The organism is Actinophytocola sp., assembly GCF_049647105.1.
In the GTDB taxonomy this organism is placed as follows: Bacteria; Actinomycetota; Actinomycetes; order Mycobacteriales; family Pseudonocardiaceae; genus Actinophytocola.
The window spans coordinates 18,829-33,055 of record NZ_JBARWZ010000299.1; the positions used below are offsets into that span (position 1 = coordinate 18,829).

The 14,227-nt window shown below is 68.1% G+C and carries 13 protein-coding genes and 1 pseudogene; 8 read left to right on the forward strand and 6 right to left on the reverse strand.

Translation table 11 applies throughout. The annotated features are described in order from the left end of the window. Positions 1-16: 16 nt before the first annotated feature. From WBA97_RS36715 to WBA97_RS36730, 4 genes are read left to right on the forward strand one after another with little or no spacing between them, the layout of a single operon-like run. The gene (locus WBA97_RS36715; protein ID WP_424235629.1) at positions 17-1,537 is read left to right on the forward strand and encodes an alpha-N-arabinofuranosidase; all 1,521 of its coding nucleotides are present in this window, start codon (positions 17-19) and stop codon (positions 1,535-1,537) included. A 36-nt stretch (positions 1,538-1,573) separates the two neighbouring features. After that, positions 1,574-2,890, forward strand: a complete 1,317-nt coding sequence (locus WBA97_RS36720) for an ABC transporter substrate-binding protein (RefSeq protein WP_424235630.1) — start codon at positions 1,574-1,576, stop codon at positions 2,888-2,890. Between the two features lie 12 nt (positions 2,891-2,902). Continuing rightward, positions 2,903-3,904 carry a carbohydrate ABC transporter permease gene (locus WBA97_RS36725; protein ID WP_424235631.1) on the forward strand — a complete coding sequence of 334 codons (1,002 nt, stop codon included), beginning with the start codon at positions 2,903-2,905 and terminating at the stop codon, positions 3,902-3,904. Continuing rightward, a complete protein-coding gene (locus WBA97_RS36730; RefSeq protein WP_424235632.1) occupies positions 3,904-4,773 on the forward strand; it encodes a carbohydrate ABC transporter permease in 870 nt (289 codons plus the stop codon). Before WBA97_RS36725 ends, WBA97_RS36730 begins: the two co-directional genes overlap by 1 nt. A 307-nt stretch (positions 4,774-5,080) precedes the next feature. Here the strand turns inward: WBA97_RS36730 and WBA97_RS36735 are convergent, their stop codons facing one another. Beyond that, positions 5,081-5,590, reverse strand: a complete 510-nt coding sequence (locus WBA97_RS36735; RefSeq protein ID WP_424235633.1) for a helix-turn-helix domain-containing protein — start codon at positions 5,588-5,590, stop codon at positions 5,081-5,083. Positions 5,591-5,704: 114 nt separating this feature from the next. Between WBA97_RS36735 and WBA97_RS36740 the strand changes: the two genes are divergently transcribed. The 3 genes and pseudogenes from WBA97_RS36740 (at position 5,705) to WBA97_RS36750 (ending at position 7,231) form a co-directional block, all read left to right on the forward strand. Next, positions 5,705-6,094 (forward strand): SH3 domain-containing protein, encoded by a 390-nt coding sequence (locus tag WBA97_RS36740; RefSeq protein ID WP_424235634.1) that lies wholly within the window; start codon positions 5,705-5,707, stop codon positions 6,092-6,094. 374 nt (positions 6,095-6,468) lie between these two features. Next, positions 6,469-6,618, forward strand: coding sequence for a hypothetical protein (locus WBA97_RS36745; RefSeq protein ID WP_424235635.1), 150 nt, complete (start codon positions 6,469-6,471; stop codon positions 6,616-6,618). A gap of 4 nt (positions 6,619-6,622) precedes the next feature. Then, positions 6,623-7,231, forward strand: a pseudogene (locus WBA97_RS36750) (hypothetical protein). An 88-nt stretch (positions 7,232-7,319) separates the two neighbouring features. Here the strand turns inward: WBA97_RS36750 and WBA97_RS36755 are convergent. The 4 genes from WBA97_RS36755 to WBA97_RS36770 all read right to left on the reverse strand — a co-directional run bounded on the left by WBA97_RS36755 (position 7,320) and on the right by WBA97_RS36770 (position 11,889). Then, complete coding sequence (locus WBA97_RS36755; RefSeq protein WP_424235636.1) at positions 7,320-8,660, reverse strand: ABC transporter substrate-binding protein; 1,341 nt, start codon at positions 8,658-8,660, stop codon at positions 7,320-7,322. A 30-nt stretch (positions 8,661-8,690) separates the two neighbouring features. Continuing rightward, on the reverse strand, positions 8,691-9,563 hold the full coding sequence (locus tag WBA97_RS36760) for a carbohydrate ABC transporter permease (protein WP_424235637.1): 873 nt from the start codon (positions 9,561-9,563) through the stop codon (positions 8,691-8,693). Beyond that, positions 9,563-10,381: a carbohydrate ABC transporter permease gene (locus WBA97_RS36765; RefSeq protein ID WP_424235638.1), complete on the reverse strand. Its 819-nt coding sequence runs from the start codon at positions 10,379-10,381 to the stop codon at positions 9,563-9,565. The genes WBA97_RS36760 and WBA97_RS36765 overlap by 1 nt, the downstream gene beginning before the upstream one ends. 470 nt (positions 10,382-10,851) lie before the next feature. After that, on the reverse strand, positions 10,852-11,889 hold the full coding sequence (locus WBA97_RS36770; protein WP_424235639.1) for a S1C family serine protease: 1,038 nt from the start codon (positions 11,887-11,889) through the stop codon (positions 10,852-10,854). Positions 11,890-12,105: 216 nt separating this feature from the next. Between WBA97_RS36770 and WBA97_RS36775 the strand changes: the two genes are divergently transcribed. After that, complete coding sequence (locus tag WBA97_RS36775) at positions 12,106-13,311, forward strand: amidohydrolase (protein ID WP_424235640.1); 1,206 nt, start codon at positions 12,106-12,108, stop codon at positions 13,309-13,311. Between the two features lie 64 nt (positions 13,312-13,375). Here WBA97_RS36775 and WBA97_RS36780 read toward each other — a convergent pair whose 3' ends face one another. Next, positions 13,376-14,161, reverse strand: coding sequence for an alpha/beta hydrolase family protein (locus tag WBA97_RS36780; protein WP_424235641.1), 786 nt, complete (start codon positions 14,159-14,161; stop codon positions 13,376-13,378). Positions 14,162-14,227 lie beyond the last annotated feature (66 nt).

A 14,227-nucleotide genomic window follows, 5' to 3' on the forward strand; every position in this document is an offset into this window, starting at 1 on the left:
TCATCCGGAAGGCGACATGACGACTACGGCGATCATCAATCTGGACATGCCTGGTCCGGTCATCTCCCGGCATGTGTACGGCCACTTCGCCGAGCACCTCGGCAGGTGCGTCTACGGCGGCTTCTGGGTGGGCGAGGACGCGAAAGTTCCGAACATCCGCGGCATCCGCGCGGACGTCGTCGACGCTTTGCGGGCACTGCGGATCCCGAACCTGCGGTGGCCGGGGGGCTGCTTCGCCGACACCTACCACTGGCGCGACGGCGTCGGGCCGCGCGAGCGGCGGCCGAGGATGGTGAACAGCCATTGGGGCGACGTCGTCGAGGACAACTCCTTCGGCACCCACGAGTTCCTCGATCTCTGTGAGCTGTTGGGCGCGGAGCCGTACGTGTCAGGCAATGTCGGCTCCGGCTCGGTGCGGGAGATGGCCGAGTGGGTCGAATACCTCACTCGTGCTGGCGACTCGCCGATGGCCGCGTTGCGCCGGGCACACGGGCGGGACGAGCCGTGGCGCGTCCCGTTCTGGGGAATCGGCAACGAGGCCTGGGGGTGTGGCGGCAACATGCGGGCGGAACAGTACGCGTCCCTGGCCCGCCACTACTCGACGTTCGTGCGTGACCAGGGCGACAACAAGGTCTACCGGATCGCCGTCGGCCCAAGCGACGGCGACTACGAGTGGACCGAGACCATGATGCGCTCGTTCGACGACCTGGCCGCCGATCCGGTCGCGCCATCGGCTCCGTTTCAGGCGCTGTCGCTGCACTACTACACGATGACCGGTTCCTGGTCGGACAAGGGCGCGGCGACCCGCTTCACCGAAGACGAGTGGTACGGCGCGTTGTCCCGCGCCTCACTCATGGAGGAGTACCTCACCCGGCACAGCACGGTGATGGACCGCTACGACCCGCACCGCAAGGTCGGGCTTGTGGTCGACGAATGGGGCACCTGGTGGAACGTCGAGCCAGGCACCGATCCGGGGTTCCTGTACCAGCAGAACACGTTGCGCGATGCCCTGGTGGCCGCGGTGCATTTCGCCGGTTTTCACCGGCACGCCGACCGGGTGGTCATGGCCAACATCGCCCAGACGATCAACGTGCTCCAGGCGGTGCTGCTCACCGACCCGGATTCCGGCGTGCTCGTGCGCACGCCCACCTACCACGTGTTCGAGATGAGCACGGGCCACCATGACGCGGCGTCGCTGGACGTCCACCTCCGCGATGTGCCGACCGTCGAGTCGGACGGGCGGGATCTCGGCCTCGTCTCGGTCACGGCGTCGACCAAGGGCGACGGCGCGCTCGTCTCGCTGGCCAATCTGGCCATCGACTCCTCGGCCGAGATCGTGCTCGACCTGCGCGGGCGCACGGCACGGTGTCGCGGCGCGCGGATCCTCACCGCATCGACGCCCGCGTCGCACAACACCCCGCGAACTCCGTCCGCCGTGGCACCCGCCGCGTTCGACGGTGTGCGCGAGCATCCGCGCGGCCTGCTCGTCGAGTTGCCGCCGCACTCCTACCTCACAGCCGAGCTCCAGCTCACCTGACCCGCCGCGATGCGGCATCAACCAAAGGAGTCGTCAATGATGACACGCAGGTACCGCGCCAGGACGCTGGGCGTCCTGGCGGGCACGATGGCGGCAGCCCTCGCGCTGTCGGCCTGTTCGTCGGGGCCGGAAGCCAGCGACTACAAGGAAGGCGATCAGTACACCCTCACTGTCTGGACCAACTACACCGGCGAGGCCGGTCTGGCGTGGTTCGACGGCGTGGCCAAGGAGTTCGAGGCCTCGCACGAGAACGTCACGGTCAAGGCCCAGCACATCCAGAACGAGGAGCTGGACGGAAAGCTCCAGACGGCGCTGAACTCCGGTGACGCACCGGACATCTTTCTGCAGCGCGGCGGCGGCAAGATGCGGGACATGGCCGAGGCGAAGCAGCTCCTCGATCTCACCGGCAGCTCGGCCGATTCCCCTGAGCTGCGTGAGAAGCTTGGCGACGCGCCGTACGAAGCGCTCACCGTCGACGGCAAGCTGCTGGCCGCGCCGCAGCTGGTGCAGCCCGGTGGCATCTGGTACAGCAAGGATCTGTTCGAGACGGCAGGCATCACCGAGATCCCGAAGACGGTCGACGAGCTGGCAGGCGCGATCGACAAGCTCAAGGGCGCAGGCATCACCCCGATCGCGCTCGGCGGCAAGGACGCCTGGCCCGCCGCCCACTGGTACTACTTCTTCGCGCTACGCGAGTGCTCGGCGGACATCCTCGAGGCGACGAACGAGTCGCTGGACTTCTCCGACCCGTGCTACGAGAAGGCGGCCAAGAACATCGTCGACCTGGCTGCCCTCAAGCCGTTCAACGAAGGCTTCCTGAACACGTCCGCGCAGCAGGGCGCCAGCAGTTCGGCCGGTCTGCTCGCCAACCACAAGGCGGCCATGGAACTCATGGGCAACTGGGAGCCCGGCGTCGTCAAGGACCTCACTCCGGACAAGCAACCGCTTCCCGACCTCGGTTGGTTCCCGTTCCCGCAGGTGGCGTCCGGCCAAGGCGACGTGAACGCGCTCATGGGCGGCAAGGGCGGATTCTCCTGCTCGGCCAGTGCGCCGAAGACGCTGTGCGGGGATTTCCTCGCGCTGATGAACTCGGAGAAGAACCAGGAGAGCTTCTACACCGCGTTCGGTTCGATACCGCTGCACGTCGACGCCCAGGACGTGGTGAAGAACGACTACGACAAGCAGATGATCGAAGCCCTCAACGAGGCGACCTACGTGTCGGACTTCCTGGACACCAACTATGGCCAGAAGGTCGGCACCGTGCTGAACCAGGCGGTCGTGGAGCTGCTGACGGGGAAGACGGATCCCGCGGGGTTGGTCAAGGCGATCACCGAAGCAGCCGACCGGAAATAGGGACTCGACCACATGGAGACAGCCGCGCACGCAGACCGCGACGTGCCGGACAGTGCGCGGGCCGGGGACGGCGCCGATGCCCCGGCCCGCGGGTCGGCTCGGCGTCGTCGCGTGCCATGGCGGCGGTGGGCGGAGATCGCGCTGCTCGCCGGCCCGGGGGTCGTCGTCTTCGTCACGTTCGTGATCGTGCCCGTCTTCATGGCCGGGTACTACGGCTTCTTCGAATGGAGCGGATACGGGGTCCCGACCGAGTTCGTCGGCCTGCGCAACTACGAGCTGATCCTCACCGACACCGCGTTCCTCGATGCGATGTCGCACAACGGGTTCATCCTGGTCATGTCGCTGATCCTGCAGGGGCCGGTGGCCATCGGGATCGCCCTGCTGCTGAACCGGAAGATGCGTGGGCGTTCCCTCATCCGCGTGTTGATCTTCGTCCCGTACGTGATCTCGGAGGTCATCGTCGCGATCGGGTTCAGCCTCATGCTGCACCCCACCGGTGCGATCAACGACGTGCTGGACCGGATCGGGCTCAGTGGCCTGACGACGGACTGGCTCGCCGACCCGGACGTCGCGATCTGGTCGCTGATGCTGATCCTGGTGTGGAAGTACATCGGGTTCGCGGTCATCCTCATGCTCGCCGGCCTGCAAGGGATCCCCGACGAGCTGCGCGAAGCGGCCGCGATCGACGGTGCGTCGTACTGGCAGACGCAGTGGCACATCACGCTGCCGCTGCTCGGTCCGACCATCAGGATCTGGGCATTCCTGTCCATCATCGGCTCGCTGCAGGTTTTCGACCTGGTATTCGTGATCTGGGGTCAGTACGTGGCCGACACCGCCGGGACCTCGACGATGGCGACCTACATGGTGGCCAATGGCCGGACTTCCGGCGAGTACGGCTACGGCAGCGCCGTCGCCGTGGTGATCTTCGTGATCTCGCTCGTGATCGCGCTCATCTACCAGCGGTTCGTGCTGCGCCGCGACACCGAGGGCGCGCTGACTGAAGGTGTGGCCTGATGTCCACTGCTGTCGCATCCGGCAGGACCACTCGCGGGGACGGGACGGTGGTGACCGGGCGAGCGAGCCTGACCGCCTACCTGGTCGCGTTCACCCTGGTCGGCCTGTGTCTGGCGCCCGCCGTCTACATCATTCTGGGCGGGTTCCGGACGAACTCCCAGATCATCCAGTCGCCGGCCGGTCTACCGGACCCCTGGGAGGTCGGCAACTACACTGGGCTACTGGCCGGCGAGGTCTTCTGGCAGCAGCTCATCAACTCGGTGATCGCCGCGATGGGCACCACGGTCGGCGTCGTCGTGCTCGGTCTCATGACCAGCTTCGTGATCGCCCGCTATCCGTTCAAGGCCAAGCACCTGATGTACTCGCTTTTCGCCGCGGGACTCATGTTTCCCGTCACGGTGGCGATCACCCCGCTCTACATCATGGTGCGTGACCTCGGACTGACCGACACCCTGGCCGGGGTCATCCTGCCGCAGATCGCGTTCGCCATGCCGACCAGCGTGATCATCCTCGTGCCGTTCCTGCGAGCCATCCCGAAGGAGCTGGAGGAGGCCGCGCTCATCGACGGGGCGAGCCGACTCGGCTTCTTCGTCCGGATGGTGGTCCCGCTGTCCCTGCCCGGCGTAATAACCGTAGGGATCCTGGCCTTCGTAGCGAGCTGGAACAGCTATCTGCTGCCACTGTTCCTGCTCAGCGACAACGGCTTGTACACCCTGCCGCTGGGAGTGCAGGCGTTCGCATCGCAGTACTCTGTGGACACCGCGCGCGTGCTGGCGTTCGTCTCGTTGTCGATGATCCCCGCACTCGTCTTCTTCTCCGTCTTCGAACGCCGCATCATCAGCGGCCTGACGGGGGCGGTGAAGGGGTGAGCACGGTGTGGGCCATGCTGACTGTGGAGAACGGTGTGACACCAGAATCGTGACGGCTCCGTTGGCGGCCGCGGCGGCGCGCGCCTGGCGTGCGAAAGTCTCGAACAGATCGTGCTCGGCCGTGGGCTCGCCGCGCTGGTCCGATCGGCAGGTTCTTCGCGGGGCATCCAGAAGGTGGCCGGCCGGGGCGGACTGAAGGGCTCCGCTCCGGCCGGCCACGCGACGTCCCACGATCCGGTAGGGCCGGACGGTCGCGGGACACCAACGCCACCGCCGTGTGAGGTGGCCTTGGTCTGTCCGCCGTGTCTCAGCGGTGTCGCCGCGTCGCCCTGACCGAGGCCTGCCAGGCGGCCTGCCACGCGGCGGCTCCCGCGACGGCGGCGAGCGCGGTCACGGCGACCAGAGTCCGCCGCTGGGACGCCTGCGGCGCCGGTGCGCCCGGTGCCTCCGACGCAGGGTGGTGCCGTCGCACGGCGTCGGCGAGGGTCCACAACCGGTGCAGTTCGCGCAGTTCCCCCTGCGAGGCTCCGCATTCCATGGCGAAGTGCCGGAGCGGGTCGAAATCGGCCGGGACGCTGGCGCCCGAGCAGTAGCGGTGCAGTGCAGAGCTGCTGACCCTGCTTCGTTTCGCGAGGGCCTCGTAACTCCTGCCCCTGCGAGTCTTCAAGGTTCTCAGGAAAGCCGCGAACCGCTGTGCATCGACATTGATTGTCATCATTCCCCCTCGTATCGTCCCATCGGCGAGAACATCCCCACCCCGTCCCGGCGGGGCGACATATATGCAGTTCAGGCCGATTGAACTATCCCCGCGTCCCATGTTAGCGGAAGCCCTTGCCGGTCCGGAAGATTTCGCGCATTCTTTTGCGGTGTCCGTCCGGAGAATTCGATCAACGGACGGGGGCAAAGAGATCGCAAATTCTGGGGAGAAATCATGAGGAAAACTCTTGTGATGACGGCCGTCGCCGCGTCCGTCCTGTCGGGAATCACGTTGGCGGCACCTGCGAGCGCGGTCCCGAAGGCGCCGCCGAGCGAGGTCGGCGCGATGCACGCGTCGTGCGGGACGATCGGCCCGAACCGCGATAACCGGGTGGACGCGGACGCGCCGTCGGGCGGCGCGGCCAACCAGCGCAGCGGCACGTCCACCAACTGCACCATCCTGGGGGTGCTCCAGCCGACCGACGACGCCCTCTACTTCTGCTGGACGGAGGGCAACGACGGCTACACGTGGACCTACCTGCGCAACCAGCGCACCGGGGTCCGTGGCTGGGTCCGCGACAACCTCCTGGACGGCTACGGCAGCGACGACTACTGCGGCTTCTGACCGCCGCGAGTCAGGCGTCGCGCACCGCGGCGGGCCACTTGACGGGTGGCCCGCCGCATCGGGGCGCGGGCATCACCAGCGTCTGCCGACGAATGCGGCACCGCACGATGACCGGTTTCGGGCGTGTGGTGCTCATGCACCGCGTCGCGGGTGGCAGCCGGGCCGCTGTTTCCCCGGGTATCAGGCGCGGCGTCCGGGCGCACTACGCGTTCCCGTTGCTCCCGAGGCGCGTAAGTCCCTCCCGTGCGTGGGTTTCGACGACACGGCACCGATGTCGCGTGTGATCGCCGGTGCCTTGTCCACCCAGGGTGTCGCATGAGATAGCGAGGAAGCCGAAGAGGAAGCAGATCAGCACGAGCGCGAGGTCCGACGGGATGAGCGGTCTCGATGCCGCCTGCCGCCGGATCGCGCAGCGCAGCGCCGTCGCGCTCGGTGGCGACGTGCCGAACGCGTTGACGCCGTGGGCGGGGAACCTGGACATCATGACGGCCGCCGCGGCGCGTGCGGGCGAACTGATGGCGTGACCCGATGACCGAGGCCGTGCGCATCACCGACACGACACTGCGCGACGGCAGCCACGCCATGGCGCACCGGTTCACGATCGACCAGGTGCGTGCCGTGGTCACCGCGCTCGACGACGCCGGCGTGGAGGTCATCGAGGTGACTCACGGCGACGGCCTCGGTGGCTCGTCGTTCAACTATGGGTTCTCGGCCGTGCCGGACGTGGATCTGGTCGCCGCCGCGGCCGAGACGGCGAGGCGAGCACGGATCGCGGTGCTCCTGCTGTCGGGCGCAGGCGCGGGCAACTCGCCGACCGAGGTGCTGGCCGCCGCCTTCGCGAAGATGGGTGTACCCACCGGACTTGACCTGCCGGCACTCCTCGCCGCGGCCGCCGACGTCGCGCTCCCGTTCATCCCCCGGCTCCCGTGGGCAGAACGCGCCGCGATCGGGCAGGGCTACGCCGGTGTCTACTCGTCGTTCCTGCGCGACGCCGAACGCGCGGAGGAACGCTAGGGCGTGCCCGCCCACGAGATCCTCCGCCGCGCCGGCGAGGCAGGCTATGTCGGCGGCCAGGAAGACATGATCATCGACATCGCGGTGCGGATGGCCGCGGCGAGCGGACGCCCCGGCCTGTGAGAGCTGGAAACCCGCTCAGGACGGCGCAGGCGAGGTCCCCCCGAAGCGGCGGTGGACACTTCTCCCAGCCGACGGTCCGCACGGCCGGTCAACCTCCGTTGACGGAGAAGCCCTGCTGGTTGCCGTACTCCACGAGGGCGTCCTGCCAGGTGCGGAGCCCGGCGTCGAGGTCGGTGTTGTTCACGTACGCCTGGCCCGCGGTGTCGCTGAAGATGGTTTCGGCGTAGAGCTGGTAGGGCAGGTACTCCCAGCCGGCCGACACCTGGGTGGCGGCGGTGGTCAGCACCTCGTTGATCTTCTGCCCGCCGAAGTAGGGCGAGGAGAACTCCCGGAACTCGCTCGACTCGAGGTCCACCTTGGTGGCGGGGAAGCCGCCGCTGGCCAGGAAGACGTCGATGCTGCTCTGCTCGTGGTCGAGCCAGCGAACGAACGCCGCGGCCAGGTCCGGGTTGGCGCTCTGCTTGAGCACCGACTGGGTGCTGCCGCCGTGCTCGGCGGTGGTCGGCTCGCCGTCGTAGGTCGGGATCGGGGCCACGGCCCACTTGCCGGCGGCGGCCTGCACCGACTCCATCAGGATGCCCGGCATCCACGCGCCGGCCACCACCGTGGCGATGGTCCCGTCACCCAGCGCCCGGTACCACTCGTCGGTCCACCCCGTTATGTTCGTCACCAGCCTGCCCTCGATGAGCTGGTTCCACACGGCGGTCCACTTCCGCGTGCCTTCGTCCTGCAGGTTCACGCTGACGTCGCGGTCACCCTCGGTCCGGAACGGCCGGCCGCCGGCCTGCCAGATCAGGCTGGTGGTGAAACCGGCGTCCCCGGCGTCGGAGGCGATGAACTTGGCCGGGTCCGCTGCGTGCAGCTTCCGTGCCGTGGCGACATAGTCGTCCCAGGTCCTCGGCACAGTGAGGCCGTGCTGGGTGAAGACCTCCTTGTTGTAGAACAGGGCCATGGGGCCGGAGTCCTGGGGCAGGCCGTAGATGCTCTCGCCGACGTGGACCGATTCCCAGGTGGAGGACGTGTAGTCGTCCTCGAACTCCTCGAAGCCGTACCCGGAGAGGTCGGCCAGCGACTCCTGCAGGGCGAACTGGGGCAGCGCGCGGTACTCGATCTGTGCGACGTCCGGGCCGCCGCGTCCAGCCTTGACCGCGTTCTGCAGGGCCGTGTAGTGGTCCTCACCGGTCCCGACGTTCACGAACTCGACGTCGACGTTCGGGTACTCCTTCTCGAACGCGGCGGCCTGCTCCTTACCCGACGGTGTCCAGCTCCAGTAGGTGATCGTGCCGCCCTTCTCCAGCGCCGCGTCCAGCGCCTCGGGAGAGGCGTCGCCGCCGGATGCGTCCTCGTCGGCCGAACACCCCGCGAGCAGCACGGCCAGCGAGGTCGCCACGGCCGCGGTCACCTTGGCGCGGCGCCAGGTTCGAGACATGAGAGTTCCTTTCGCGACAGTGTGCGAGTGTTACTGCTTGACGCTGCCCGCGCTCAGCCCATCCTGCCAGAACCGTTGCAGGAGCAGGAAAGCGGCAATGAGCGGAACGATCGTGAGCAGCGAGCCGGTGATCACGAGGTGGTAGATCGGCTCCGCGCCGGCACCCCGGCCCTGGCCGCTCCACTGGTTCAGCCCCACGGTCAGCGGAAACCACCTCGGCTCGTTGAGCATGATCAGCGGCAGGAAGTAGTTGTTCCAAGTGGACACGACAGTGAACAACGCGACGGTCACGATGCCGGGGACGAGGAGCCGCAATCCCACGGAGAAGAAGATCCGGATCTCGCCGGCACCGTCGATCCGCGCCGCCTCGACCAACTCGTCGGGCACCGCGTCGGTGGCGTAGACCCAGATCAGGTAGAGACCGAACGGGCTCACCAGCGACGGGATGATCACCGCCCACGGGGTGTTGGTCATCCCCATCGCGCTGAACATCAGGAACGTCGGCACGGCCAGCGCGGTGCCGGGAACCGCGATCGCGCCGAGGATGACGGCGAACACCGCGCGGCGCCCGGAGAACCTGTACTTGGCGAGCCCGTATCCGGCGGCGGTGGCCAGCAGGGTCGCCCCACCCGCGCCGGCCACCACGTAGAGCAGCGTGTTTCCCAGCCACCGCAGGAAGATGCCGTTGTCGTAGGTGAACGTCTCGGCGATGTTGGCGAACAGTGCGAACGAGCCCCCGAACCACAAGCCGGGCGAGTCGAACAGGGCCGCCTGGGACTTGGTCGCGTTGATGACCAGCCAGACCAGCGGAACCAGTGTGTAGACGAGATAGACCGAGGCGACGACGGTCAACACCATCGACTTGCCGGCCACCAGGTTCCCGCGCGCCGCTGTCCGTCGCATCACATGCCTTTCCGCGCGCCGCGCAACTGCACCACGTACGCGATGACCGCGGTGATGACACCCATCACGATCGCGACGGTGGCCGCGTAGTTGTACTGCTGACCGCCGAAGGACAGGTAATAGGCGTACATGTTCGGCGTGTAGTCGGTCGTGAGCACGTTGGGTATCAGCGCGCGCAGGATGTTCGGCTCGTTGAACAGCTGGAAGCTGCCGATGATCGAGAAGATGGTCGCGATCACGATGGCGCCGCGCAGGGCGGGCAGTTTGATGCTGAAGATCGTCCGGAACGGCCCGGCGCCGTCGATGGCGGCGGCCTCGTACAACTCGCCAGGGACGACCCGCAGCGCTGAGTAGAGAATGATCATGTTGTAGCCAACGAACTCCCAGGTGACGATGTTGCCGATCGAGGGGAGTGCCCAGGTCAGGGACAGGGGCCGGATCGCGTCGGTGCCGAACAGGCCGTTGAGGTCGGCGGCGAGCCCGAAGTTGGTTCCGTAGATGTAGCCCCACATCAGGGTGGCGACCACCGCCGGTACCGCGTAGGGCAGGAAGATCACGATCCGGAAGAAGCCGGTCGCGTGCAGCCGGGCGCTGTCGATGGCCAGCGCCGCGATCAACGCGAGCACCAGCATGATCGGCACCTGAACGGCGAGGAAGATCAGCACCCGGAAGAAGCCACTCCAGAACCGGGTGTCGGAGAAGAGCCGCACGTAGTTGTCCAGGCCGACGAAGGTCGTGTCGCCGAAAAAGGCCTGGTCCTGGAACAGGCTGAGCTGAATGGCGTACCCGATTGGCGCGAGAAACGTTAGCGCGAACACCACCAGAAATGGTCCGACGAAGATCCACCCACGCCGATCAAGTCGCCGACTCGGTTCGCGGGAGCGGCCGGTGGTCGGACTCGACACCATTGTCGTTCCTCGCAGTGAATGTTCACGTTAACATTTAGCGCGAAGATACCGCGTCGACCTCACCATGTCCAGAAACAGAAGGTTCCGGTCGTCGGGGAAGCCGTGTTGTTCGTGCGGGGCGGCGTTCAGAAGGTCCAACCGTCCTGATGTCCATGTGCCGCACCCGGCCTCTCACACGCCGCTGGCGAGCACGGTGAACGGTTGCCTGGTCGTGTTCGGGTCACCCTCAACCAGGTTGGAAGAATGCGAGCATCATTCGGGCGGCGTCCGGCGTCATCAGCAATTCCTGCATCTCGCGGACGACCGGGCGGCAGTGGCTCATGCCCCGCCTGCGGCGACCAGACTGTCCACTGTGGCGTGTCCGGCGTTGGCCGCACCGCTCACCGTTGGCCGAGTGTGACTCGCACGGTCTCGGTGTCGCCGCCGCGCCTGAACGTCACGGTGACCTCGTCACCGGGGGACAGCGAGGCGAGCACCTCGTTCAGCTTTGTGACGGTCGGCGTGTCGGTGTCGTTGATCTTCGTGATCACGTCGCCTGCCTGGATGCCGGCATCGGCGGCCGCCCCACCCTGGATGGTTTCCACGACGCCGACGCCGATCAGGTTGGACTCCCCGTCGGCCACGGTCCTGACGACGATGTCGAGTGCTGCCCGGCCGGAGTCGGTCACCCGCCCGTCCCGCACGATCTGGTCGACGATCCGCTTGACGGTGTCGCTGGAGATCGCGAACCCGATGCCCGGCGCGGCCCCGCCCAGTTCCTCGTCGGTGGCGGCCAACGTCGGGATGCCGATCACCTCCTTGTCCATGTCCACCAGCGCGCCGCCACTGTTGCCGGGGTTGATCGCCGCCGAGGTCTGGATCATGTCCGCGATCGTGGTGGCGGGCGCGGTCGTCGTGGCCGGTTCGGTGACGGTCCGGCCGAGCGCGGACACGATACCGTTGGTCACACTGGCCGAGAGGCCGAGCGGGCTGCCCATGGCGAGCACAAGCTCGCCGACGGCGAGATCTCCCGAGTCGCCGAAGCTCGCGGGTTCGACGGGTAGGTCACCGTCCACTTTGATCACCGCGAGGTCGTCCGGCTGGTACGTGGCCACCAGACTCGCGGTGACCGGGTTGCCGCCGGTCGCGAAGGTGACGGTGAAGGTGGTCTCCGCCCCCACCACGTGCGCGTTGGTGACGATGTGCCCGTCGTCGTCGTACACCACACCGGAACCGAGGCCGCCGGCGGTGTTGATCTGCGCTATCGAGGGCAGTACGTCACGCACCACCTCCTCGAAGGTCTCCGCGGTCGCGGCAGCACCCACCGGTACGCCGGTGGCGGTGTTCCGCGATGAGTTGTCCGAGTCGCCCGATGTGCACCCGCTGAGCAGGACGCCGGCACAGACGCCGCACGCCACGACCCGAATCAACCTACGCATGTCGCGCGTCCTCCCGGTATGGGCGCTGTAGGGACCAGACTCATCCCGAACCGGTCGAGCCGCAGCGGAGGAGCGGCGATTCCACTCGAAGAGGCGACGGCGGAGCGGGAACGAGACCACGAACGGGGAGTGCTGTGAACCGTCCTGAATGGATGGTCATGGTCCGTCCACACCGCCAGGTTGCGGGTCGGTGCTCGGGTGCCGATAGTGGAGGTCATGGACTTGGCCGATCTTTACCGGGACCTGCACCAGCATCCCGAACTCGGGTTCACCGAGAAGCGCACCGCCGGTGTGGCGGCACGGGAGCTGCGTGCCGCCGGGTTCGAGGTCGGGGAGGGTGTCGGCGGTACCGGCGTGGTCGGTGTGCTGCGCAACGGTCCCGGCCCGACGGCCTTGCTGCGGGCGGACATGGACGCGCTGCCGATGGCGGAGAAGACCGGTCTGCCCTATGCCAGCACGGTCGTCGTCGACGGCACCCCGGTCGCGCACGCGTGTGGGCACGACGTACACGTGACGTGTCTCGTCGGAGCGGCGCGGAAACTGTCGGCCGACCGGACGACGTGGAAGGGCACCGTGATCGCGGTCTTCCAGCCTGCCGAGGAACTCGGCAGCGGGGCCGACGCGATGGTCGACGACAACCTGTTCACCCGCTTCGGCCGCCCCGACGTGGTGCTGGGCCAGCACGTCGCCCCCATCCCGGCCGGCGTCGTCGGCCTGCGTGCCGGCCCGGCGTTCGCCGCCTCCGACTCGGTACGGCTCACCCTGCACGGCCGGGGCGGGCACGGCTCCCGCCCGGAAGCCGCGGTGGACCCGGTGGTGATGGCCGCGGCGGTCGTCATGCGGCTCCAGACCATCGTGTCGCGCGAGACCGCGGCGGCCGACACCGTCGTGGTCACCGTCGGCGCGATCCACGCCGGCACGGTCGCCAACATCATCCCCGACGACGCAGAGCTGCTGCTCAACATCCGGACCTACGACCCGGCCGTGCGGGAACGCACCCTCGCCGCCATCGAACGCATCGCGCGAGGCGAGGCGGCCGCCGCCGATGCGCCGAAACCACCCGAGATGACCGTGGAGTCGGGCTTCCCCGCCGCGGTCAACGACCCGGACGCGGTCGAACGGACCCGCGCCGCGCTCGCCACGGCCGTGCCGAGCGTAGTCGATCCGGGCGTGGGCACCGGCAGCGAGGACGTCGGCGTATTCGCCACCTCGGCCGGCGTGCCCCTGGTGTACTGGCTGCTCGGCGGCGCGGACCCGGCGGCGTTCGATGGCGCCACCTCGCAGGAGGAGATATTCGCACGAGTGGCGAAGCAGCCGGCCAACCACTCGCCCCTGTTCGCCCCGGTCATCAGCCCCACCCTCGACCTGGGCACCGCCACACTCACCGCCGCCGCACGGGCCTGGCTACCCGCCACCGCATGACGCGGCCACCGTGAGCCAGCACAACAGTGCGGGTCGAGCCAGCCGGGGTGAGTCAGGACGCTGGTCAGGGCGCCAGGTGGCGGGTGAACCAGTCCGTCAGCGCGTCGTCGACCAGCGTCGTCGTCGGTCGTTGCGGTGCCGGTGCCATTCCTGGTTCGTCGGCCAGCGGGTGGGCAAGACCCGGCACGCTGACCAGCTCCGCGTGGGGGGCGCGCTCGGCCAGAGCGCGTGCGTCCTCGTGGAAGGCGGGGTGGTCGTCCTGGCCCGTGACGACCAGCAGCGGTGTCCTGAGTTCCTTCGCCCGTGCCACGAAGTCCAGGCTGTCGGCCAATGCCGTCGTGTCGGGGTCCCACCGGTAGGTTCGGCCCAGGTTCGTGTCGATGAGGTCGACCAGGCTTCGGGCTCTGATGGCCGGGTTGACCAGTGCCGCCGCGGCGACCGGGATGTCGCCGACCAGGACCCGCAGTGCGACGAGGCCGCCGAGGGAGGCGCCGACGATCCCGGGCGGCGCGTCCGTGATGGGGAAGGTCGAGCGCAGGGCCGCCAGTGCCGAAGGGAACTCCGCCACCGCCCGGCCGGTCAACCCGTCGCCGAAGGCGCGGAGGGTGTCCTGCCTGGCCAGGTCGACCACCGCGGTCATCGAACCGTCGACCATGCGGGTGCCGCACATCGGCAGGCCGAGATGCACCCGCCAGGCGGGCACGCCGGTCATGGGCAGCGCCGCCGCGAAGGCAGCGTCCGTGCGGGGCGCGTCCAGCATGTGCCAGGTCAGTACCAGCGGTGCGGGGCCGGCGCCATCAGGTGGCAGAGCGGTGTAGGGAACGCCGGCCGCGACTCCGGTGATCGTCATGGGCGCCACAGTAGAACGCGTTGCCGGGCGCCTGAACTGATTCCGCTGCGGGCGTAGTGCCCTCAC

Coding starts and splice junctions, on each gene's coding strand:
- WBA97_RS36760 (WP_424235637.1), bottom strand. CDS start 9,563: ATGCGACGGACAGCGGCGCGCGGGAACCTGGTGGCCGGCAAGTCGATG.
- WBA97_RS36755 (WP_424235636.1), bottom strand. CDS start 8,660: ATGTCTCGAACCTGGCGCCGCGCCAAGGTGACCGCGGCCGTGGCGACC.
- WBA97_RS36720 (WP_424235630.1), top strand. CDS start 1,574: ATGATGACACGCAGGTACCGCGCCAGGACGCTGGGCGTCCTGGCGGGC.
- WBA97_RS36745 (WP_424235635.1), top strand. CDS start 6,469: ATGAGCGGTCTCGATGCCGCCTGCCGCCGGATCGCGCAGCGCAGCGCC.
- WBA97_RS36770 (WP_424235639.1), bottom strand. CDS start 11,889: ATGCGTAGGTTGATTCGGGTCGTGGCGTGCGGCGTCTGTGCCGGCGTC.
- WBA97_RS36725 (WP_424235631.1), top strand. CDS start 2,903: ATGGAGACAGCCGCGCACGCAGACCGCGACGTGCCGGACAGTGCGCGG.
- WBA97_RS36740 (WP_424235634.1), top strand. CDS start 5,705: ATGAGGAAAACTCTTGTGATGACGGCCGTCGCCGCGTCCGTCCTGTCG.
- WBA97_RS36715 (WP_424235629.1), top strand. CDS start 17: ATGACGACTACGGCGATCATCAATCTGGACATGCCTGGTCCGGTCATC.
- WBA97_RS36775 (WP_424235640.1), top strand. CDS start 12,106: ATGGACTTGGCCGATCTTTACCGGGACCTGCACCAGCATCCCGAACTC.
- WBA97_RS36735 (WP_424235633.1), bottom strand. CDS start 5,590: ATGGGACGCGGGGATAGTTCAATCGGCCTGAACTGCATATATGTCGCC.
- WBA97_RS36780 (WP_424235641.1), bottom strand. CDS start 14,161: ATGACGATCACCGGAGTCGCGGCCGGCGTTCCCTACACCGCTCTGCCA.
- WBA97_RS36730 (WP_424235632.1), top strand. CDS start 3,904: ATGTCCACTGCTGTCGCATCCGGCAGGACCACTCGCGGGGACGGGACG.